Below are 20,058 nucleotides of genomic sequence, written 5' to 3'. Positions count from 1 at the left end.
TGAGCGCGGGCATTTCGGGCGGGATCCCTGGTATCAGTGGCTCGGGAAGGAGAACTGTGCCCCCTCTCGCACACCGCTGGAGGGCCAGCGCTGGGTGATGGTCTTGCGGTTGGTGTAGAAGCGCACACCGTCCGGCCCATAGGTACCGAGGCTGCCGAACAGGGAGCGCTTCCAGCCGCCGAAGCTGTGGTAGGCCACCGGTACCGGCAGCGGTACATTGATACCCACCATGCCGACGAGGATGTTGTCGCTGAAGTAGCGTGCCGCTTCGCCGTCGCGGGTGAAAATGCAGGTGCCGTTGCCGTATTCGTGATCGTTGATCATCTGCATCGCCTGCTCCATGGACTCGGCGCGCACCACCAGCAGTACCGGGCCGAAGATTTCTTCTTCGTAACAGGTCATGCCCGGTTTCACGTGGTCGATCAGAGTGCCGCCTACATAGAATCCATTCTCGAACCCTTCAACCTTCGGGTTGCGGCCGTCCACCACGATGGCAGCGCCCTGCTGTTCGGCGCTGGCGATGTAGCCATTCACCTTGTTCTTGTGCGCCTCGGTGATGACCGGACCGAAGTCATTACTGCTGTTGCTGTAAGCGCCCACTTTCAGGTTGGCCATGGCCGCCGACATTTTCTCGATAAAGGTATCGGCGGCTTCGTCACCCACGCACACGGCCACCGACAGCGCCATGCAGCGCTCACCGGAGGAGCCGAAGGCGGCACCGGTCAGCGCGGCTACGGCGTTGTCCATGTCTGCGTCCGGCATGATGATCGCGTGGTTTTTGGCGCCGCCCAGCGCCTGGCAGCGTTTGCCGTGGGCGGTGGCGGTGGCGTAGACATACTCGGCGATGGGGGTCGAGCCGACAAAGCTCACGGCCTTCACGGTGGGAGAGGTCAGCAGGGTGTCCACTGCCACCTTGTCACCATTCACCACGTTCAGTACGCCATCCGGCAAACCCGCTTCCTGCAGCAGCTGCGCGAGCAGCAATCCACAGGAAGGGTCGCGTTCGGAGGGCTTCAATACGAACGTGTTACCGCAGGCGATGGCGAGCGGGAACATCCACAGCGGCACCATCGCGGGAAAGTTGAACGGGGTGATACCGGCAACGACACCCAGTGACTGCATCTCGCTCCAGGAGTCGATGCCGGGGCCAACATTGCGGCTGTGTTCACCCTTCAGCATCTGCGGCGCGCCACAGGCGAATTCCACATTTTCGATACCGCGGGTCAGCTCGCCCAGGGCGTCGTGGGAAATCTTCCCGTGCTCCTCGCCGATCAGTGCGCAGATTTTATCGGCGTTGTCTTCCAGCAGCTGCTTGAACTTGAACATGATCTTGGCGCGCTTGGCCGGCGGTGTATTGCGCCATGCCGGGTAGGCGGCCTCGGCCGCGGCGATGGCGTCCTCCACCGTACTCTTGGCCGCAATGGCCACCTGTTTGCTGACTTCGCCCGTGGCCGGGTTGAATACGTCCTGGGTGCGTTCGGCGGTTTCAACGATCTGGCCGTTGATAAAGTGGCCCACAATGCTCATGGCTTTTCTCTCTCAAGTCTGATGTTCTTCTGTGTCATCCCGGTGCAGGTCGGGTATGGCAGTTTGGTGTTGTTACTCCGCGGCGACCTCTTTTACCGTATCTCCCAGGGCGCTCACCAGGGTGTCGACTTCTTCCGGGCTGGCCACAAACGGCAGTCCCAGCTGGATGGTGTCGCCACCGTAGCGCACATAGAAGCCCTTTTCCCACATCTTCATGGCGATCTGGTAGGGGCGCAGCAGCGGTTCACCGGGTGCTGCTTCGATGGTGAGGCCCGCGGCCACACCGCAATTGCGGATGTCGCTGATGAGTGGCGTGCCCCGCAGCTGGTGCACGCGCTCCTCCAGTACCACTGCCAGTTCCGCGGCGCGCGCAAACAGGTTTTCCTTCTCCAGAATATCCAGTGAGGCCAGTGCCGCGGCACAGGACACCGGGTGTGCAGAGTAGGTGTAACCGTGGGGCAGCTCCAGCAGATACTCGTGCCCGCCGTTTTCCATAAAGGTATCGTAAATCTCCCGCTTCGCGATCACCGCGCCCATGGGTACCGCACCATTGGTAAGCTGCTTGGCGACATTGAGAATATCCGGGGTTACCCCGAAGGCCTCGGCACCGGTGGCGGCACCCATACGGCCGAAGGCGGTAATTACCTCGTCGAAGATCAGCAGGATGTTGTGCTGGTCGCAGATTTCCCGGAGACGCTTGAGGTAACCCACCGGTGGCGGCAGCACCCCGGCGGAACCGGCCATGGGCTCGACGATGACCGCGGCAATATTCGAGGCATCGTGCAGGGCGATCATTTCCAGCAGCTCGTCTGCCAGATGTGCGCCTTCCTCCGGCATGCCTTTGCAGAATCGGTTCTGCGGCAGCACCGTGTGCGGCAGGTGGTCGGCATCCACGGCAGTACCGTAGAGCGCGCGATTGGCGCCGATACCGCCGACACTGATACCGCCGAAGTTTACTCCGTGATAGCCCTTGGCACGGCCGATCAGCTTGGTCTTGGAGGCAAAGCCCTTCTTGCGCCAGTAGGCGCGGGCGATCTTCAGGGAGGTCTCGGCGGATTCGGAACCGGAGCCGGTGAAAAACACCCGGTTCAGGCCTTCGGGCATGAAACGGGTGATGCGTTCCGCCAGTTCAAACGCCTTGGGGTGACCGAACTGGAAAGCCGGCGAGTAATCCAGGGTACGCAACTGCTCACTGACTGCATCGGCGATTTCCACCCGGTTGTGGCCCGCACCGCAGGTCCACAGGCCGGACAGGCCATCGAAAATACGGCGGCCATCGGCGCTGGTGTAATAGCAGCCTTCCGCCCCGGTGATGATCCGCGGGTCCTTCTTGAACTGGCGGTTGGCGGTATAGGGCATCCAGTGGGCATCCAGTTGAGACTGGCTCAGCCCGGCAAACTTGTCGCTCACTCTTCTTCTCCGGCTTGTTCGACTGTTGAGTTGCGGTAACTGTAGATGAGCTTTAATGTTTCATGAATTGCAATTAATAGATGTTTGGTTTCACAAATATGAAACTAACCTGTAAGAGGTGAGTACACGCCATGGCGCGCACCCAAACCGCCCTGCTGGGCCAGCTCAGTGATATCGACCTGCGCCTGCTGCGGGTCTTCCGTGCGGTCGCCGAAGCCGGTGGCTTCTCCGCCGCCGAGCTGGAGCTGAATGTGGGGCGCTCCACCATCAGCCGCCATATCAAGGATCTGGAAGTGCGCTTGGGGGTGACCCTGTGCCAGCGCGGTCGCGGTGGCTTCGCGCTGACCCGCGAGGGCCAGCAGATCTATCAGGCCACCCTGCGCTTGCTGGCCTCGCTGGATACCTTCCGCGGCGAGGTGGCGGATGTACACCGGCGCATGACCGGCCACATATCCATCGCCCTGTTCGACAAGATGGTCACCAACCCCGCCGCTCATGTGGGCGAGGCCCTGCGCAGGTTCGATGACCTGGCACCGGAAGTGAGTCTGGATATCCACATAGAGCCTATCAACGAGATCGAGCGCGGGGTGATGGAGGGGCGTTTCCAGCTCGGCGTCATTCCCGCCCATCGCACCTCCCCGAGTCTCGAATACCAGCACCTGTTTTTTGAGCAGATGTATCTCTACTGTGGTTACCGGCACCCGCTGTTTTCCACCGCGGATATTTCCATTGACGACGACGCCATCCGCGCGAGCAAGTACGCCGGTCTCGGCTATCACTCACCGAACATGGAAGTGGGCAACCGCCTCGGCCTTGAGCGTGACATCACCGTCAACGACCAGGAAGCGATCGTCCACTGCCTGCAGTCCGGCCGCTATATCGGTTATCTCCCGGATCACTACGCGGAGACATTTCTGAAGCGAGGTGAGATCCGTGCGATACACCCGCAGCGCTACCAGTACGAATGCGACTTTGTCGCCATCCGGCGGCTTTCACCGCGGCCATCGAGGATTGTGAAGGTGTTGTGGGATTGTCTGGTGGAAGTGCATTGCTTGGGTCACCCGAGATAGTCATGTATCTTGGGCGACCTCGGTGAGCGCACTGGGTTGTTTGTGGATTTTGGGGGAGTAAAGTAGTGACGCGAATTGATCGTCTCGACGCGCTGCGGGGAATCGCCGCGCTACTGGTGGTGTGGCAGCATACCTCTGAGTCGTTTGTCAAAATTCCCGGAGTGGCCGACAAGGGAACCTGGCTTGCCGATATGGCATGGAGTGTCGATTTTGGCCGGATAGGTGTTGCGTGTTTCTTCCTGATTTCGGGATTTATTATTCCGCACAGTTTTTCGACCGGTGCTGGCGCTGTGAAAAAATTCGCAATCAGGCGGTTTTTCAGGCTGTACCCGGTCTACTGGTTTTCCATTTTTTTGGCAGTGTTCACGGGAGTAATTTTCTCCGGTAAGCAATGGGCGGCTTCCGAGATAAGTGCCAACCTTACGATGTTCCAGTCCCTGCTGGGTATGCCGCATATACAAGGACTGTACTGGACACTACAGGTCGAACTGATTTTCTATATTTTGTGTGGTTTTCTTTTTTATACAGGGAAAATACACAATGGCCGATTCCTGGTTGTATTAACAGGCATTTTTCTCGCGCTTTTTGTCGGGCAGAGACTTCTTGAAAAAGTATCTGGTTACCAGAGTCCGTTATCGCCAGAACATCAATATATTCCCTACTTCCTTGCAATCATGTTTTGTGGAACGATTTTGCGGGAGGTGCTGTTTGGAGCGCATGTCGCGACGACAAAACTGTTCCTCTTGATGGCGCCCGCTGCAGTATTTGGGGTTCCTGGGGTTGCGCTACTACTGCATACCGCAGGTATCAGCATTGTTGACCAGCCTGTAAGGTTCGGCGCGGCATATCTGATCGCGCTCGGTATCTTCTGTGTTGCTATCGGTTTGCGCTGGCGAGTGCCAAAATTGCTGGCTTGGCTGGGTGTGGTGAGTTACTCCGTGTATCTGTTCCATCCAGTGGCAATGACCATCGTCCACTGGTTACACCGCAAAGCGTGGGCGGCTTCTACTGGAGGTTGGGCGCTTTGGGGATACATGGCTGCGGCAACGGGGCTAACCATTGCGATCGCCTGTGTGACTTACTATCTCATCGAGCGTCCCGCCATTGGAATTGGGCGACGTCTGAGCCGGGATCCCGTGGCCAGGGATCTTGCCGTAGCCTGACATTGTTAACGGCAAATATTGATCCCTCAATCATCCCTGACAATATGAAACCGGCTGCGCCGGGCCGCGGCATCCTCTGCGCGGCGGCGGGTTTGGCGTTCGACTCGGCGGCGTAGTTTTTCCTCGTCACTTGGCCAGCGGTCGGCTTCGGAGAGTGTGTGGCGAACGGCTTTGAAGAGTCGCGCACAGTCCAGCCGCAGCGGATTCTGGATAATGGGGTAGCGGTGGTCGGTGTCGCACACTTTCAGCCAGCCGTGCAGTCGGTGGTACACCATCAAGGTGGCCTTGACTTCACCACCGACGGCGGCGAGACGCACGAATGCTGCGTGCAGCTGCGCGCGAAAGCTGCATTCTCCCGCAGTGAAATCTGCCGAGTGCTCGCGGAATTGCAATTTCAGTTGATACCACTGGCTCGAAAACATGGTGCGCTGGCTTGTTGGAATTCGGGAGTGTTCTGGGCGCCGGGGTCGACGGGCGATGGCGGAACGATGGCGAAACGGAAGCCCCGAACTCTACTCGAAATGCGGTTCCAAGTACATTTGGCGCAGTTTTTGGTGGGAGCGTGAACTGCGACGCACGACAACCCGGATGATAAGATGCCCGCCCGGAATCAAGACGGGAACGGAAATCAGGGAAAGGGAACGCGGAACGCAAACGAACGCGGAACGAAAAGGAACGCGGAAGGAAAAGGAACGCACATGCAGGATGTATTTATCACCGGAAGCGGCAGTTTCCTGCCCGGTGCGCCGGTGGACAATGGCGAAATGGAATCGCGCATCGGTTTGCTCGGCGAGCAAAGCCGCAGACTCAAGGCCCTGACCCTGCGTCAGAACGGCATCCGCCAGCGCCACTACGCCGTGGACAACGCGGGCAACCCACTTTTCACCAACGCGCAGATGGCAGCCCGTGCCGTGGAGGCCGCCTGTGACGCTGCGCGCCGGGATCCGGTGCAACTGCAGTATCTCGCCTGTGGCACGACCCAGGCGGACCTGCTGGTGCCGGGTATCGCCAGTGCGGTACACGGAGAGCTGGGTTGCTCTCCCATGGAGATCAGCTCCCACCAGAGTGTCTGCGGCAGCAGCATGATGGCAATCAAGTCCGCCTGGCTGAATGTCCGCGCCGGCCAGCATCGCATCGCCGCCGCCAGTGGCAGTGAGTTTTCCAGCCGCTGGTTTCAGCCGGGTTTCTATCGTGCGATCGACTTTTCCTCCATGAGCACGGGCGAGGCGATGCAGTACGAGTTTCTGCGCTGGACGCTGTCCGATGGTGCCGGAGCCCTGGTCATGGAAGCCGAACCGGACCCGCAGCGCCCCAGTCTGAAAGTCGACTGGATCGAACAGAAATCTTTCGCCGACCGCTTCCCTACCTGCATGTACGCCGGTGCCCGCGGTAACCACCCGGAGGACTCCAGGCCATGGGGGCACTACGGCTCTCCCGGTGCCGCCTTTGAACAGGGTGCCATGGTGTTGCGCCAGGATTTCGACCTGCTGGATCAGATGTTTCCGGTGTGGATGGGTTATTTCCTGGAGGTACTGGACAAGCACCAGTTGTCGCCTCGGGATATCCACTATTTCCTGCCGCACTACTCCGCCCGCTCTCTCGGTGAGCGGATGAAAACGCTGCTCACCCGCGCCGCCGCCATGATTCCCGAGGAGCGCTGGCGCAACCACCAGCAGGACGTAGGCAATGTGGGTTCGGCCTCCATCTTCCTGCTGATCGACCGGCTGCTGCGGGAGGAAAAGCTGGCGAGCGGTGACCGTATATTGTGTTTCGTGCCGGAGAGTGGCCGCTGCCTGGCGTCTTTCATGTGTCTGACGGCGGTTTAAGGGATAAAAATATGGAAGTGGCAGAAAACGAGTCCGCGTTAATCATTCGCGAACTGGGAAAAACCTGGGCGGATTTCGAGGGGCGGCTGGTCAAGGTGCCTATCGTCGCCCGTGCACTGCGCGGCGCCCTGCGGTTGGAGGATTACCGGCTGCTGCTGCACGATCACTACCAGCAGGTACTGGATGGCTCCCGCTGGATTGCCCGCGCGGTATCGTCCATCACTAGCGAACATCTGGAACTTCGCTCGCGCTTTCTGGAGCACGCGCGTACCGAACACCGCGACTACGAAATGCTCGCGCGAGACTACGTATCCGTCGGCGGGGATGCGGCAGCATTGCGCGCGGGCCGGCAGAATATCGGCACCCGCGCGCTGTCCGCCTGGATGTTCCAGCGCGCCGGCGCCGCCGATCCGCTGGATTTGCTCGGTGCCATGTTCATCATCGAGGGGTTGGGTAAACACTTTGCCGGACTTTTTGCCCGCGCCCTGCAGCAACATCTGCAACTCGGTCCCCACCAGGTTTCTTTTTATCGCTATCACGCCGAGCACGATGAGGACCACCTTGGGGAGTTACAGGAAGTGCTGGAATCCGGTGTTCTGGCGAATGACGGCCTCGCGGAGCGGATACTGGAAACGGCGCGGGTGACCGGGCGCCTGTACCTGCTGCAACTGGAAGAGCTCGGGAATTACTGAGATAGGGAATTACTGAAATGGGGAATTGGTGAGATGAGCTGGAACAGCGATTTCGAACAGGAGCGAATAGACCGTCGCGACCCCAACCCCTGGCTGGCGCTCTATCTGGACCGCAGCCTGCCCATTCATGAGCCGGCGAAAAAAGCGTTGCTCGCAGGCAACAACACCTGGTCGCGGCGCCTGCTGTTGCCGGTGGTACGGCCGCTGGCGCGGCTCAGTATCGTGCTGGTGCAATTGCTGCGGATTGTGATTCCGGAGCGCTGGAATTCATCGCGGCTACTGCACAAAACCATCTACTGGGGCCTCAAGTACTTTGTCCGCCGCGATGCCAATTACCTGATCCTGCGCCATTTCAATATCGGGTCCGAGCTGTTGCAGTTTATCGCCGACAATATCCACGGCGTTCGCATCGAAAGTACCAAACCCCTGCGCCCGAAAAACCTGCGCGACCTGCTCGACGACACCTTCCTGATTCACGACCTGAATATTTACAACTTCATCGCCGAACTGAATGAACAGTTGCGCCGTGAAAACCGCGATATCACCGCGGCAGAGCGACTGGATTTTTCTGCAATCACCGATGGCGAATTCGAACTGCAACCGGGCGGTGATCATTTTACCAATGTGATCGATCTGCAGACCGCCATCGAAATGTATACACCGCTGTACGCGCTGTTTCTGTCCGATCACGACTTCTGGCGCGCGAGCAACTCCCTGCAACTGGACGAAACCATCGCCATCTACATCGGCAAGCTGCTGAACGACGGCATGGCCCTGTCCCTGGTCAGCAACCGCCACCCGATGGTGCCACACTCGACGCTGCAGGCGGGTTTTCGCCTTATGTTGCACGGGCTTGATGCGGAGCTGCTGCACGGTTATCTGCGCAGTCTCAAACGAGCGGCGCTGCCGCGAGCGGCCACCGCGGCCGTCGAGAGCGAGGGATGAGACAGGGGGGAAGGGGAGACGTGTTTCAGGGGAAGGAAACACAGACCTCGCTGCGCACCCGTAACACCGCTTCCTGCTGAAACCGCCGCTTGTACTCGCGGATGATTTCCGTGATCGCGCTATCTTTCTGCCGGTCCTGGGAGTAGATCAGCGACAGTACATAGCTCGGCTCGCGCTCGATGTTCCCGCTCGCCCCCTGCCACTGTCCGGACCCGGTCAGCACCGTCAGCCCCTCCGGAAAGTGGGGGGTGATGATGCGTTCCACAAACGTCGCCCACGCATTCTCGGATACCAACCCCTGCGGCGTGCGGGTGCCGAAGTACAGGTGCTCCTGAATTTGCCTTTGTTCGCTGTTGCTGCACGCAAGACCGGTGGTACCAGCGCCCGATTGTGGTGATGCGGCACAGCCGGCAAACAACAGGCACAAGGCGACAACAGAAACGTGGAAAAAATGGCGCCGGTTGTGGGGCAAGTCGCCTCCTGCAAACAGGTAGATGTCGGGGAGATGGCACTGAGTATAGATGGCGTATGCTTTTTCCCCGGAAGGTGTGGCGCGTCGGCGGATGATTTGTGCAGTTTTGGGGTATCCGTATTTTTTTACGACGGCCAATCGTGTACCGCTCAACTAAACTTTCTGCGGGAAGCGCTGCTGGCGCATTCGTTTTCTTCCCTGAACCCAATTCAGGAAATGTTATGAAATCCAACTGCATGCACCTGGCGATTCCCGCCGGGGATCTGGAAGCCGCGAAAGAATTTTACTGCGACATACTCGGCTGCAAGACCGGTAACAGCGAAGCGGGCCACTGGGTGGATATCGACTTCTGGGGCAATGAACTCACCCTGCATCAGAGCAGGGAACAGCTCCCCAGCGTGCGTCACGAAGTGGACATGGGGGCGGTGGCGGTACCGCACTTTGGCGCGCACTTGCCCAACGACGAGTTTCAGGCATTGAAGGCGCGCATCGAGGCGGCGGGCCTCGAGTATCTGGATAAACCCTACCGCCGCTTTGTCGGCAACGAGTACGAACAGGAAACGTTTTTCATCAAAGACCCCAACGGCAATGTGCTGGAAATGAAGTCGATGAAAAACCCTGAACTGATGTTCAAATAAAAAACGCCGCGGGTGCGGCGTTTTTGTTGTGTACTGGAGCCGGTAATCAGGCGGCGCGCGCCTGCTGCTCCCGGTGTGCCAGGTACTCTTCATAAGTTCCCTGAAAATCGATCAGGCTCTGATCCTTGATCTCCACCACCCGCGTCGCCAGCGAGGATACAAACTCGCGGTCGTGGCTCACAAAGATGAGCGTACCTTCGTACTTCAGCAGCGCCTTGTTCAGCGCCTCGATGGATTCCATATCCAGGTGGTTGGTGGGCTCATCCATGATCAGCACATTGGTGTCCATCATCATCAGCTTGCCGAACAGCAGGCGGTTCTTCTCACCACCGGAACACACGCGCGCCTTCTTGTTGGCGTCGTCGGCGGTGAACAGCAGGCGGCCGAGCATGCCGCGCACGGTGAGGTCATCGTGCTTGGGTTGGCGCCACTGGGACATCCACTCGAAAATGGTGAGGTCGTTGTCGAAGTCGGCACTGCTGTCCTGTGGGCAGTAGCCGATGGCCGCGTTCTCGGACCATTTTACGGTGCCGTCGTTGGCCTCAATCTCGTTCACCAGGCAGCGCAGAAACGTGGTTTTGCCCACACCGTTCTCGCCGATAACCGCGAGGCGCGCGCCGGCTTCCAGCAGCAACTCACCGTTTTGGAACAGGGTTTCCCCATCAAATCCATGGCTCAAACCTTCCAGCTCCACCGCCTGACGGTGCAGCTTCTTGCTCTGCTGGAAGGTGATATAGGGTTTCACGCGGCTGGAGGGTTTGATCTCCGCCAGCTGGATCTTTTCCATCTTCTTCGCGCGCGAACTGGCCTGCTTGGCCTTGGAGGCGTTGGCGGAGAAGCGGTTTACAAACGATTGCAGCTCTTCCAACTCAGCGGTCTTCTTCGCGTTCTCCGCGTGCAGCTGGTCCTGAATCAGGGTGGAGGCCGCGACAAAATCCTCGTAGTTACCGGGGAAGATGCGCAGGTCGCCGTAGTCGATGTCCGCCATGTGTGTGCACACCTGGTTCAGGAAGTGGCGGTCGTGGGAAATGATGATCATGGTGGACTTGCGCTGGTTCAGCACTTCCGCCAGCCACTGAATGGTGTGGATATCCAGGTTGTTGGTGGGTTCGTCCAGCAGCAGGATGTCCGGGTCCGCAAACAGTGCCTGCGCCAGCAGCACCCGCAGTTTCCAGCCCGGGGCGACCTGCTTCATCAGGCCGAAGTGGAAGGATTCCTCGATGCCGGCCTGCAGCAGGATCTCACCCGCGCGGCTCTCCGCACTGTAGCCGTCCAGCTCCGCAAACTGCACTTCCAGATCCGCCACGCGCATGCCGTCTTCTTCGCTCATTTCCGGAAGCCCGTAGATGCGGTCGCGCTCCTGCTTGATCTCCCACAGGCGCGAATCGCCCATGATCACCGCGTCCACCACGGTGTATTCCTCGAACGCAAACTGGTCCTGGCTCAGGATGCCGAGAGTGCAGCCGGGGGCAATGGAGACGTTGCCGGCAGTGGGCGCCAGCGCACCGCTCAGAATCTTCATGAAGGTGGACTTGCCGCAGCCATTGGCCCCGATCAGGCCGTAGCGGTTGCCATTGCCGAACTTCGCGGAGATGTTTTCAAACAGCGGTGAAGCACCGAACTGCATGGTGATGTTGGCGGTGGTAATCAAGAGTCTGTCCCGGGGGGTATTACTGAAAGGAAGCGCCGCGGTATTGGTGTGTAAAAGACAAAGACGGCGGGCCGCGCACTATACGGTGGTCGCGTCTAAGAGTCGAGGAATTTGTCTGTTAATTGAGCAGTGCCGGGGCCTCAGCCCCGGATTCCTCAGAAACTGGCGACACTCGCCAGCCCCGCAAACACGGTGGCGATACTGAGCAGGGTGATATACACCACGCCGAGTACGGAGTACTTCAGAATGGTCATCGGCCACCCCTGCCGGTACACGCGTTTCTGCATCAGCAACAGGTAAACCGGTACCCACAGGGTCAGTGCCAGCAGTGCCAGATTAAACAGGGCCTGGGGCAAGGTATGGGGTTCGGTGAGCCAGGCGCGCAGATCGAACAGCAGCACCGCCAGCAGCAGCGTGAGAGACATAAACGCGTGGCTGTGAAGCGCGACGATGAGGTGCTCCATATACAGGCGGCGTTTGAAGAGATACACCACACCCAGACACAGCGCGAAGAACGGCAGCATCACAAACAGCGCCGAGGGAATCGCCCCGAACAGCGCATCCTTGAGCAGGTTGGGATCCTTCTCGATGCGGGAAATGTTCATCGTCAGGCGCGCGCTCTGACGCACAAACCAGGCGTTGACCGCCGATGGCGCCCCCTCGATGTGTGGTGGCTGGATGTTCACCTGTCCTTCCTGGGCCAGGCGCTCGGCCGCCGCCGGGTCCAGTTGCGCGATACGCTGGTTCGCGTGCTTGCGCACGATCTGCTCAACGCCATTCAACAGCCCGGAAACACCGGGTACATCAGCGCTTTCCTGCGCCACCTCGGCAATATTTTCCAGCGCCAGATCACGCAGTCGCAGCACTTCCTCCACTGTGGTGGCCCTGGTTATGGCGCTCTCCACCTGGCTCAGGTTGAGACGGTTGGTCGCCTCGGAGGTGGTGGAAGGGTTGACGTTGAGCGTGGCTTCCCAGTCGCTGCTGAGTTTCGCGGCGAAGAATGCCGTGAGGCAGAGGAATACAAACAGGCGCACCGGACTTACATAGCGCACGCGGCGGCCGGCGAAATACTCATTGGTGAGAAAGCCCGGGTTCAGTAACAGCGGGCCGAAGGTCCGTGCTATACGCGAGTCCAGCCCGAATACCGCACTGAAGAAATCGCCGATCAGTTCCGGGAACTGCCGCACCAGACTCTTTTCCGGTTGGCCACAGGCGTAACAGTGCGGTCCGAGCAGGGGCTCGTCGCAATTTGCACAGCGGGCATCGGTGCGCGCGGTGGTCTGCCCCGTATCAGCAGGCGGTGCAGAGTCGACCGATTGGGAATCCTGTGCCGTCAGATCCTGTTCCGGCGGTGTAACGCTTTCGCTCATGGCTTACCGAGACTCGGGTTGTTCTTATCGGAAGTGCCCGCGGTCACCTGCGGGAAGAGCGTGATGGTGCCACGAAATGGCGGCTCGCTTCATCTCCACGTTACGAAGTATGCACCACAAACAAAAACGGGCCCCGAAGGGCCCGTTTTTGCGATCGGTGGCGATTAAACCACAACGATATTTTCAGCCTGCGGGCCTTTCTTGCCCTGAGTTACGGTGAACTCAACGGCCTGGCCTTCGGTCAGGGTGCGGAAGCCGGTGCTGGCGATGGCACTGAAGTGTGCGAATACATCGGGGCCAGACTGCTGCTGGATAAAGCCGAAGCCTTTCGCTTCGTCGAACCACTTAACGGTTCCTTTCACGGTATTGGACATTGTTGAATCCTGAGATTGAATCGGGTTCGCGCCGTATTAAACAGACGCCTGATAAAAAATGCTTGGAAAATTAGCCGCGATTTAATGACTGCAGGACGAGGTGTTACGAGTAAGACAGCGAAATGTAGTGTGTAAATGTGAGGCTTTGTTTCTAGCAGCCGCACACTGTATAGGTAAGTGGAGGTAGTGTCTACAAAATGTTCTATCTGCCGGTCGGCCCTCCGGCTTGGTATCGGGCCGGCACCGCCCCATATACTGCTTATCCACCCCCGATCTGCCGACAGACGTACAAGTAGCCCCCAATGCCAGAGACTCCCGAAACTGCCAGCGTTCCGACTCCCGCAGCCCTCGCGGCCACAGCCCCGCCAGGGGCGGCCAGTATGAGCGCCGGTGCTATGGTCGCCGCGCTCTGGCGCTATGTCCGCCCCTACCGGGGTGTTCTGTGGGGGGCGGGAGTGGCACTGGTGTTCACCGCGGGCGTTACCCTGGCCATCGGCCAGGGCGTGCGTCTGCTGGTGGACCACGGGCTGACGGGGGATTCCAGCCAGGCCCTGAGCCATGCGGTGCTGGTCATCATGGTGCTCGCCGTGCTGATGGCCGTCGGCACCTATGCGCGCCACTATCTTGTGTCCTGGCTGGGGGAGCGGGTGGTGGCGGACCTGCGCAAGGCCGTGTTTGACCACATTGTCACCCTGCACCCGAGCTACTTCGAGACCAATCGCAGCGGCGAGATCATGTCCCGCCTCACCACCGATACCAGCCTGCTGCAGCACATTATCGGCACCTCCTTCTCCATGGCGCTGCGCAGTGCACTGATGTTTGTCGGTGCGCTGATCCTGCTGCTGTTCACCAATCTCAAACTCAGCCTGATGGTGCTGGTGGGGGTGCCGCTGGTGTTGCTGCCGATCGTGTTCTACGGTCGCCGGGTGCGCAAACTCTCCAAGGCGAGCCAGGATTCCATTGCCGATGTAGGCAGCTACGCCGGTGAGATTATCCAGCACATCAAAACCGTGCAGAGCTATACCCGTGAGCAACACGAACAGCAGGCCTTCGCCGCAGAGGTGGAAACGGCGTTCAGCGTCGCCCGCCGCCGTATACGCCAGCGCTCGTTACTGGTCGCGGTGGTCATACTGCTGATGTTCGGCGCCGTCAGCGGGCTGCTGTGGGTAGGCGGCAACGACATGATTGCCGGGCGCATGAGCAGCGGTGACCTGGCGGCGTTTGTGTTCTACGCCATCATGATGGGCTCCGCCGTTGCCACGATTTCCGAGGTTTATGGCGAACTTCAGCGTGCCACCGGCGCCACCGAACGGCTGATGGATCTGCTGAATGTAAAAGCGGACATTCCCCGCGGTAACGGTGGTGTCGAACCGGAGTCCATCGCCGGTGAGGCTGGTGCCCGCATTGCATTTGCTGCGGTGGAATTCCGTTATCCGTCGCGGCCCGAGCAGGCGGCGATCCGCGACCTGCAACTGGACGTCCCCGCCGGCAAAAGCCTCGCCCTGGTTGGTCCCTCCGGCGCGGGCAAATCCACTCTGCTGGAACTACTGCAACGTTTCTACGACCCGCAACACGGGCGTATCACCCTGAACGGTACCGACATTCGTGATCTCGACACGGCCACCCTGCGTCGTCAGATGGCCGTGGTGCCGCAGCAGCCCGCGCTGTTTACCGCGGATGTCTGGTACAACCTGCGTTACGGCAAGCCGGATGCGAGTGATGAGGAAGTCATTGCCGCCGCGAGGGCCGCCCACGCCCACGACTTTATCCTGCAGCTGCCAGACGGCTACAACAGCCATCTTGGGGAGCAGGGCACGCGTCTCTCCGGTGGCCAGAAGCAGCGCCTCGCCATTGCCCGCGCCATTTTGAAAGACCCCAAAATTCTGTTGCTGGATGAGGCCACCAGTGCGCTCGACGCCGAGAGCGAATACCACGTGCAACAGGCCCTGCAAACCCTGATGCAGAACCGTACCACCATCGTCATTGCGCACAGGCTGGCGACGATACTGCACGCGGACAATATCGCCGTTATGGATCAGGGGCAGATCATCGCGCAGGGAACCCACGGGGAGCTGATAAAAATATCACCGCTGTACAAGCGGCTGGCGGAACTGCAGTTTCAGGACTTCGCAATAAAAAAGCCGGTCGATGAATCGTGACCGGCTTTTGAGCGACGCGGGCCGCGCGTTACGGCGCGGCCTGTGGATCACGCTTCCTGTTTGACGTGAGGCGCGAGGAACGTCATGTAGTCGAACTTGCCGATCGGCGCGCCCAGCTTGCGCAGAATCGCGTAGGCGATGGAAATGTGAAAATACAGATTCGGCATCAGGAAATCGTTGATGTACTGACGTGCCGGAAGATCCGCGTAGCGGCCCGGGCCAAGGCCGATGTGCTTCACTTCGTCCAGCTTGCTGTCGTCTGCGGCAATGCGTTCAACCATCTGTCTGGTCAGTGCAATATGCGCACGCGCCTGCTCCAGAGTATCGACGTCCTTGCTCAGGTTTTCGATGGCCTGGTCCGCACACCACTGAGCGAAGCCCAGGGGCTGATTACACACAAATGCGACTTGCGTACCAAATGGGTACATATCTTCCGCCAGACGCTCCTGCATCAGCGCATTGGTATCGGCAAAATGCTTTTCGCCGATGGAGAGAATATGATCGAGCACATCCAGTCTCGATATAAATATGCGCTTGATCTCGTTGATTTCCTGATTGGCCATAGTGAACTCTCATTAGGTTGGGGAATACAAAACGCACACAGGTTATGGAGGCTGCTTCTGGTGTTTCAAGGGAAGCCGGGGCCGGAATAGACGTCGCCGAGAATAGAAGCGTTCACCCCCTGCTGCTGCGTCGAATTACGCGTTGCAATCAGGTTGGATCTCTTCATAGTTTTCACCGCAACCAATTTGGGCGCGTGTGATGAAACAACCGTCAGGTGGCGAGCTTCCCGAGTTGAAAATGTGAAAAAAATATTCGGGCGCTGTCGAAATCCGCCAACCCCGTCCGACTAACTTCAAACGACCAGCGCTCAGAGAGTCGACAGAAACCCCTACCGTTTATACACAGGAGAAACACCATGACTGGCACCGTACGTTTGCACCGCGTCCTGCGCGCACCCGCCGAGCGTGTCTATCGCGCTTTTATGAATCCGCACGCCATGGCCAAATGGTGTCCACCGGACGGTTTCTATGCCATCTACGAGCATCTGGAGCCCAGAGTCGGCGGCACCTTCAAGGCATCGTTCACCAACTTCACCACCGGGCAGAGCCACTCGTTTGGCGGGGAATTCAAGGAGTTGGTGGAGAACGAACTGATCCGCTACATCGACACCTTTGACGATCCGAACCTGCCCGGCACCATGGAAGTGACCGTCACGTTGAAAGCCGTATCCTGCGGCACCGAACTCAGCATCGTGCAGGAGGGGATTCCCGACGTGATTCCGGTGGAGATGTGTTACCTCGGCTGGCAGGAATCCCTGGCGGCACTGGCGCGCCTGGTCGAGCCGGAAATCAATCAGTGACGTTACTTGAGGACGCGGCGTGTAATCCGCAAAAGCAATGAAAGCCGTATTGTGGCTCCCGCCTCAACAGGCACATAAAGGCAAACCAGATATTGGTTTGCCTTTATGTATCCGAGTGAACACTCTTTCAGCGTTAAAAAGAAAAGTCGCGGTAAGCGCCCAACAGCGTACTGAGATAATTTCCACCCTCCGCGGTATGTAGCCAGGCCAGCACGCCGAGATTTGCGAGCACCGTCAGCCAGAAAATAAACCGGAACGGCTGTTTGCGGGTCTTGTGTCGGAACTGCTGCTGTGCGAACCACGCACCGGGCCAACCACCCAGCAGAGACAACAGATGGAGAGTACTCTCCTTAGTACGCCAGCTGCCACTGCGCGCCGCAGATTTGTCCAAATAGTAAATCAGGTAGGTCAGCAGGCTGATACCGAGGTAGAACAGCAGTACCACCGGGGGCAATTTTCCAATGGCCACGGAAACGGCAAGCAGACCAAAAAAGATTAAGACGAACAAAGACGGGGGAAAGCCGCCCGGGGAGGTGCGATTGGGTTTGCGTTTCCCCGCCGGCGACTTCCTATGAGACATATACTGCCCATTCTCTCTGTATATCAGTTGGCCTGCTGCACCGCCGCAGCATCCATCCACATGATTTCCCAGATATGTCCGTCCAGATCCCGGAAGGAGCGGCCGTACATAAAACCGTAATCTTCCGGCTCGCGGAAATTGCTGCCGCCGGCGACTACCGCCTTGTCGAGCAGGGCGTCTACTTCAGCGCGGCTGTCGGCGGACAGGCACACCAGCACCTCGGTGCTCTTCCCGGTATCGCAAATATCGAGGCCGGGTGTGAAACTGCTGAACTTTTCCCGGGTCAGCAACATGACGAAATTGGTCTCGCCGACGATCATGCATGTCGCAGTCTCGTCGGTAAACTGGGGATTGAATTCAAAGCCCAGCCGGGAGAAGAACTCGATGGATTTTCCCAGGTCGGTTACTGGCAGGTTCACAAACATCATTCTGGACATGGTCTTTCCTCAAATTGATCCAACGATGGATTGCGTTGGTACCCAATAGTCGCAGAGCCTGATCTGAAATCGACAGCGGCGGAAATTTTTTTGGCGGCCAAATCTGCCTGCGTGAGGTCGCTATCAGTCTTTTTCGTTCTTCTTCCCGGAATCCCCGGTCACCGCTGACTTCTGTTGGCGCAACTGGTACTGCGCCTCGGCCAGACTGTTGTAGCGCTCCAGCAGGCTGAGGTCGGATTGCTCCGCGGCCAAAGCAATCAAATCGATCTTGAGTTCACCGTGTTTGTCGAACTGGCTGGCAAAGGTGCCCATGTCCGTCATTTCCAGTTGCCAGTTTGTCAGCTGGCCCAGTACGTAATTGGCAAACTGGAAGGCCTCGTACTCATTCAACAGCGTGAGAAAATCGCTGAACGAGAAACCTTTCAGGCTCTTTTGCGCTTCAAATGCCGCCGCAAAGCCGCGTTCAACGGCACTTGCGGGAGCGGCATTGCCAAACGCCCGCTGGAACTGGAACGAATGGCGAGTTTCGTGCAGCAAAAACGCCAGAGATTCGTACCTGGGGCGCTCAGCCAGCTTTTCCGGGTTCAGGTACACGGTACCCGTAGAGGGCACCTTCGGATCGAAGTCGAAGTACACCGTGCGCCCCGGATAACTGTGGTTGTCGATCAGAAGCCTGGGGGGCTCGATACCCATGACCGAAGTTTCCAGAGCAAACAGCTTCTTGAGATAGGGAACCTGCTGTTCCATCGACAGGCTGGGCCAACGGGCAATGGCCTCTGCCAGTTGCTTGTCCTCGCGGATCGCGGCCACCAGTGCATCGCCCTGCGTCAGGGTTTGCTGGAACGCAGGTTGTAAAAAGCCCCGCGCCTCCGGCTGCAGCGCAAAGGCCGCCGGCGCCTGGCGCTGCAGCTGCGGGTTGGCAAAGAAATCCGACGCGGCAGAGGCCGCAGTGCTGAGAGCGGTCAGTACGATGGCAAAGAGAATGCGCACCTTGCTCCGGAAATTGGAACCGATCATTTCCTGATGCCTCCCCAGGGTGTTTTGGCGGCGGGCTCTGCGGCCTTCGCGGTGTGGCTTTCTTTCTTGGTGTGGTTTTCTTTTCTGTTGTGCTTGGGTGTTTTAGCACTTTTGGAAACAAAGTTTAAATTGGACGGCGGCAGATCTTTGACCACCGGGAATTCTTCGATAGTAACCCGGTCGATGATTTTGCCCAGCCGACGCTCCACCGCACACAGGCGCTTGAAATCGTCCTTGGATACCAAGGAAACCGCCTCGCCGGATAAACCGGCGCGGCCGGTGCGACCGATGCGGTGGATATATTCGTCGGCCTCGTCGGGCATATCGTAGTTGACCACTCGCGCCAGTTCATCGATATCAATCCCGCGCGCGGCCACGCCGGTGGCAACGAGTATGCTCAGTTCACCGGATTTGAAATCCGCAAGAATTTTTGAGCGCGAGGCCTGGCTCTTGCCGCCGTGAATCGCCTCCGCCTTGATGCCGCGCTTTTCCAGCTGGCTCACCAGCTTCGCCGCGCCGTGCTGGGTGCGGATAAAGATCAGCGCCTGGGTCCAGTTGCGCTCGTTGATCAGGTGGCTGAGCAGCGCCGATTTGTTGTGTTTGTCCACGGCGATCAGCCACTGGGAGATTTTCGGTGCTGTCTTCTGGGTGACGGAAACAGAGACATCCACCGGGTCGTTGACCACCGATCTGGCCAGCGACTTTACCTGGTTCGACAGGGTCGCAGAGAACAGCAGGCTCTGGCGCTCCGCCGGCAGGCGCGCGATGATTTTTTCAAGGTCGTCGATAAACCCCATATCCAGCATGCGGTCCGCTTCATCCAGCACCAGGACTTCCAGTTCATCGAAGTAGAGTGCGCGCTGGTACGCGAGATCCAGCAGGCGACCGGGGGTGGCGACCACAATATCCACACCCTCGATCAACCGCTGCTTCTGCGGCTCCAGGTCGACACCACCCACCATCGCCATGGAGGAAACGGCCAGATGCTTGCCATACAGCTCGATATTGTCCTGCACCTGCATGGCCAGCTCGCGGGTGGGCACGAGGATCAGCGCGCGGAAGCGCTTGGGGCGGCGCCCTTGTGTCTCACCCAGTGACTGCAGAATCGGCAATACAAACGCGGCGGTTTTGCCGGTGCCTGTCTGCGCGGTCGCGGTCACATCGCGCCCGTCCAGAATGGCGGGAATCGCCTTGCGCTGGATCTCGGTGGGGGTTGCATAGCCCTTGTCTTCAAGGGCTTGCAGGATCGACTCGCTCAATCCCAGGGTGCGGAATGTCATCGGGACTCTCTGTACGGGTGTTGGCCAAAAAATAATCGGTGGCTGGTTTCAGCGCGGCATGGTAACAGCAAATGTGGTAACGGA

20 protein-coding genes are annotated in these 20,058 nt (G+C 58.8%); 8 read left to right on the top strand and 12 right to left on the bottom strand.

Features of this window, described 5'->3' with window-relative positions:
* Positions 1–33: 33 nt before the first annotated feature.
* Both C3938_RS05825 and C3938_RS05820 read right to left on the bottom strand, forming a co-directional pair.
* Entirely contained in the window at positions 34–1,527 is a 1,494-nt protein-coding gene (locus C3938_RS05825; RefSeq protein ID WP_105102256.1) for a CoA-acylating methylmalonate-semialdehyde dehydrogenase, read from the bottom strand.
* Between the two features lie 72 nt (positions 1,528–1,599).
* Positions 1,600–2,886, bottom strand: coding sequence for an aspartate aminotransferase family protein (locus C3938_RS05820; protein WP_233998799.1), 1,287 nt, complete (start codon positions 2,884–2,886; stop codon positions 1,600–1,602).
* Between the two features lie 182 nt (positions 2,887–3,068).
* On the opposite strand from C3938_RS05820, the gene C3938_RS05815 reads away from it, so the two are divergent.
* Entirely contained in the window at positions 3,069–4,007 is a 939-nt protein-coding gene (locus C3938_RS05815) for a LysR family transcriptional regulator (protein WP_105102254.1), read from the top strand.
* Positions 4,008–4,072: 65 nt separating this feature from the next.
* Positions 4,073–5,170, top strand: a complete 1,098-nt coding sequence (locus tag C3938_RS05810) for an acyltransferase family protein (RefSeq protein WP_105102253.1) — start codon at positions 4,073–4,075, stop codon at positions 5,168–5,170.
* A 26-nt stretch (positions 5,171–5,196) separates the two neighbouring features.
* Here C3938_RS05810 and C3938_RS05805 read toward each other — a convergent pair whose 3' ends face one another.
* On the bottom strand, positions 5,197–5,592 hold the full coding sequence (locus tag C3938_RS05805; RefSeq protein ID WP_105102252.1) for a hypothetical protein: 396 nt from the start codon (positions 5,590–5,592) through the stop codon (positions 5,197–5,199).
* 276 nt (positions 5,593–5,868) lie between these two features.
* On the opposite strand from C3938_RS05805, the gene C3938_RS05800 reads away from it, so the two are divergent.
* The 3 genes from C3938_RS05800 to C3938_RS05790 are packed head-to-tail and all read left to right on the top strand — an operon-like array spanning position 5,869 to position 8,633.
* Positions 5,869–6,996: a StlD/DarB family beta-ketosynthase gene (locus C3938_RS05800; RefSeq protein WP_105102251.1), complete on the top strand. Its 1,128-nt coding sequence runs from the start codon at positions 5,869–5,871 to the stop codon at positions 6,994–6,996.
* An 11-nt stretch (positions 6,997–7,007) separates the two neighbouring features.
* On the top strand, positions 7,008–7,688 hold the full coding sequence (locus C3938_RS05795) for an iron-containing redox enzyme family protein (RefSeq protein ID WP_105102250.1): 681 nt from the start codon (positions 7,008–7,010) through the stop codon (positions 7,686–7,688).
* 33 nt (positions 7,689–7,721) lie between these two features.
* Complete coding sequence (locus tag C3938_RS05790) at positions 7,722–8,633, top strand: DUF6999 family protein (protein WP_105102249.1); 912 nt, start codon at positions 7,722–7,724, stop codon at positions 8,631–8,633.
* A gap of 25 nt (positions 8,634–8,658) precedes the next feature.
* Here C3938_RS05790 and C3938_RS05785 read toward each other — a convergent pair whose 3' ends face one another.
* Positions 8,659–9,105, bottom strand: a complete 447-nt coding sequence (locus tag C3938_RS05785; RefSeq protein WP_158681583.1) for a DUF3574 domain-containing protein — start codon at positions 9,103–9,105, stop codon at positions 8,659–8,661.
* Between the two features lie 221 nt (positions 9,106–9,326).
* On the opposite strand from C3938_RS05785, the gene C3938_RS05780 reads away from it, so the two are divergent.
* Entirely contained in the window at positions 9,327–9,743 is a 417-nt protein-coding gene (locus tag C3938_RS05780; RefSeq protein ID WP_105102247.1) for a VOC family protein, read from the top strand.
* Positions 9,744–9,789: 46 nt separating this feature from the next.
* On the opposite strand, the gene C3938_RS05775 is transcribed toward C3938_RS05780, so the two are convergent.
* From C3938_RS05775 to C3938_RS05765, 3 genes are all read right to left on the bottom strand, one after another.
* Positions 9,790–11,394 carry an ABC-F family ATPase gene (locus tag C3938_RS05775; protein WP_105102246.1) on the bottom strand — a complete coding sequence of 535 codons (1,605 nt, stop codon included), beginning with the start codon at positions 11,392–11,394 and terminating at the stop codon, positions 9,790–9,792.
* A gap of 155 nt (positions 11,395–11,549) precedes the next feature.
* Positions 11,550–12,764, bottom strand: a complete 1,215-nt coding sequence (locus C3938_RS05770) for a DUF3667 domain-containing protein (protein WP_105102245.1) — start codon at positions 12,762–12,764, stop codon at positions 11,550–11,552.
* Positions 12,765–12,928: 164 nt separating this feature from the next.
* Positions 12,929–13,138: a cold-shock protein gene (locus C3938_RS05765; protein ID WP_105102244.1), complete on the bottom strand. Its 210-nt coding sequence runs from the start codon at positions 13,136–13,138 to the stop codon at positions 12,929–12,931.
* Between the two features lie 380 nt (positions 13,139–13,518).
* Between C3938_RS05765 and C3938_RS05760 the strand changes: the two genes are divergently transcribed.
* Positions 13,519–15,297: an ABC transporter transmembrane domain-containing protein gene (locus C3938_RS05760; RefSeq protein WP_233998676.1), complete on the top strand. Its 1,779-nt coding sequence runs from the start codon at positions 13,519–13,521 to the stop codon at positions 15,295–15,297.
* Between the two features lie 47 nt (positions 15,298–15,344).
* Here C3938_RS05760 and C3938_RS05755 read toward each other — a convergent pair whose 3' ends face one another.
* Complete coding sequence (locus C3938_RS05755) at positions 15,345–15,860, bottom strand: DUF1993 domain-containing protein (protein WP_105102242.1); 516 nt, start codon at positions 15,858–15,860, stop codon at positions 15,345–15,347.
* Positions 15,861–16,216: 356 nt separating this feature from the next.
* Here C3938_RS05755 and C3938_RS05750 point away from each other — a divergent pair, with 356 nt between their 5' ends.
* A complete protein-coding gene (locus C3938_RS05750) occupies positions 16,217–16,660 on the top strand; it encodes an SRPBCC family protein (RefSeq protein WP_105102241.1) in 444 nt (147 codons plus the stop codon).
* Positions 16,661–16,793: 133 nt separating this feature from the next.
* On the opposite strand, the gene C3938_RS05745 is transcribed toward C3938_RS05750, so the two are convergent.
* The 4 genes from C3938_RS05745 to C3938_RS05730 form a co-directional block, all read right to left on the bottom strand.
* Positions 16,794–17,168 (bottom strand): DUF1294 domain-containing protein, encoded by a 375-nt coding sequence (locus tag C3938_RS05745; protein WP_199775494.1) that lies wholly within the window; start codon positions 17,166–17,168, stop codon positions 16,794–16,796.
* Positions 17,169–17,263: 95 nt separating this feature from the next.
* On the bottom strand, positions 17,264–17,677 hold the full coding sequence (locus tag C3938_RS05740) for a VOC family protein (RefSeq protein WP_105102239.1): 414 nt from the start codon (positions 17,675–17,677) through the stop codon (positions 17,264–17,266).
* A gap of 123 nt (positions 17,678–17,800) precedes the next feature.
* Positions 17,801–18,694, bottom strand: a complete 894-nt coding sequence (locus C3938_RS05735; RefSeq protein ID WP_105102238.1) for a hypothetical protein — start codon at positions 18,692–18,694, stop codon at positions 17,801–17,803.
* Positions 18,691–19,974 (bottom strand): DEAD/DEAH box helicase, encoded by a 1,284-nt coding sequence (locus tag C3938_RS05730; protein WP_105102237.1) that lies wholly within the window; start codon positions 19,972–19,974, stop codon positions 18,691–18,693. Before C3938_RS05730 ends, C3938_RS05735 begins: the two co-directional genes overlap by 4 nt.
* Between the last annotated feature and the right edge of the window lie 84 nt (positions 19,975–20,058).

Origin of the sequence: Microbulbifer pacificus (genome assembly GCF_002959965.1) — a bacterium.
Taxonomy (GTDB): Bacteria; Pseudomonadota; Gammaproteobacteria; order Pseudomonadales; family Cellvibrionaceae; genus Microbulbifer; species Microbulbifer pacificus_A.
This window is presented reverse-complemented; position numbering and strand designations above follow the sequence as displayed.

Excerpts from the sequence above, each read along its gene's own strand:
- C3938_RS05825 (WP_105102256.1), bottom strand. The coding sequence starts at position 1,527 with ATGAGCATTGTGGGCCACTTTATCAACGGCCAGATCGTTGAAACCGCC.
- C3938_RS05820 (WP_233998799.1), bottom strand. The coding sequence starts at position 2,886 with ATGCCCTATACCGCCAACCGCCAGTTCAAGAAGGACCCGCGGATCATC.
- C3938_RS05815 (WP_105102254.1), top strand. The coding sequence starts at position 3,069 with ATGGCGCGCACCCAAACCGCCCTGCTGGGCCAGCTCAGTGATATCGAC.
- C3938_RS05805 (WP_105102252.1), bottom strand. The coding sequence starts at position 5,592 with ATGTTTTCGAGCCAGTGGTATCAACTGAAATTGCAATTCCGCGAGCAC.
- C3938_RS05800 (WP_105102251.1), top strand. The coding sequence starts at position 5,869 with ATGCAGGATGTATTTATCACCGGAAGCGGCAGTTTCCTGCCCGGTGCG.
- C3938_RS05795 (WP_105102250.1), top strand. The coding sequence starts at position 7,008 with ATGGAAGTGGCAGAAAACGAGTCCGCGTTAATCATTCGCGAACTGGGA.
- C3938_RS05790 (WP_105102249.1), top strand. The coding sequence starts at position 7,722 with ATGAGCTGGAACAGCGATTTCGAACAGGAGCGAATAGACCGTCGCGAC.
- C3938_RS05780 (WP_105102247.1), top strand. The coding sequence starts at position 9,327 with ATGAAATCCAACTGCATGCACCTGGCGATTCCCGCCGGGGATCTGGAA.
- C3938_RS05770 (WP_105102245.1), bottom strand. The coding sequence starts at position 12,764 with ATGAGCGAAAGCGTTACACCGCCGGAACAGGATCTGACGGCACAGGAT.
- C3938_RS05765 (WP_105102244.1), bottom strand. The coding sequence starts at position 13,138 with ATGTCCAATACCGTGAAAGGAACCGTTAAGTGGTTCGACGAAGCGAAA.
- C3938_RS05760 (WP_233998676.1), top strand. The coding sequence starts at position 13,519 with ATGAGCGCCGGTGCTATGGTCGCCGCGCTCTGGCGCTATGTCCGCCCC.
- C3938_RS05755 (WP_105102242.1), bottom strand. The coding sequence starts at position 15,860 with ATGGCCAATCAGGAAATCAACGAGATCAAGCGCATATTTATATCGAGA.
- C3938_RS05750 (WP_105102241.1), top strand. The coding sequence starts at position 16,217 with ATGACTGGCACCGTACGTTTGCACCGCGTCCTGCGCGCACCCGCCGAG.
- C3938_RS05740 (WP_105102239.1), bottom strand. The coding sequence starts at position 17,677 with ATGTCCAGAATGATGTTTGTGAACCTGCCAGTAACCGACCTGGGAAAA.
- C3938_RS05735 (WP_105102238.1), bottom strand. The coding sequence starts at position 18,694 with ATGATCGGTTCCAATTTCCGGAGCAAGGTGCGCATTCTCTTTGCCATC.
- C3938_RS05730 (WP_105102237.1), bottom strand. The coding sequence starts at position 19,974 with ATGACATTCCGCACCCTGGGATTGAGCGAGTCGATCCTGCAAGCCCTT.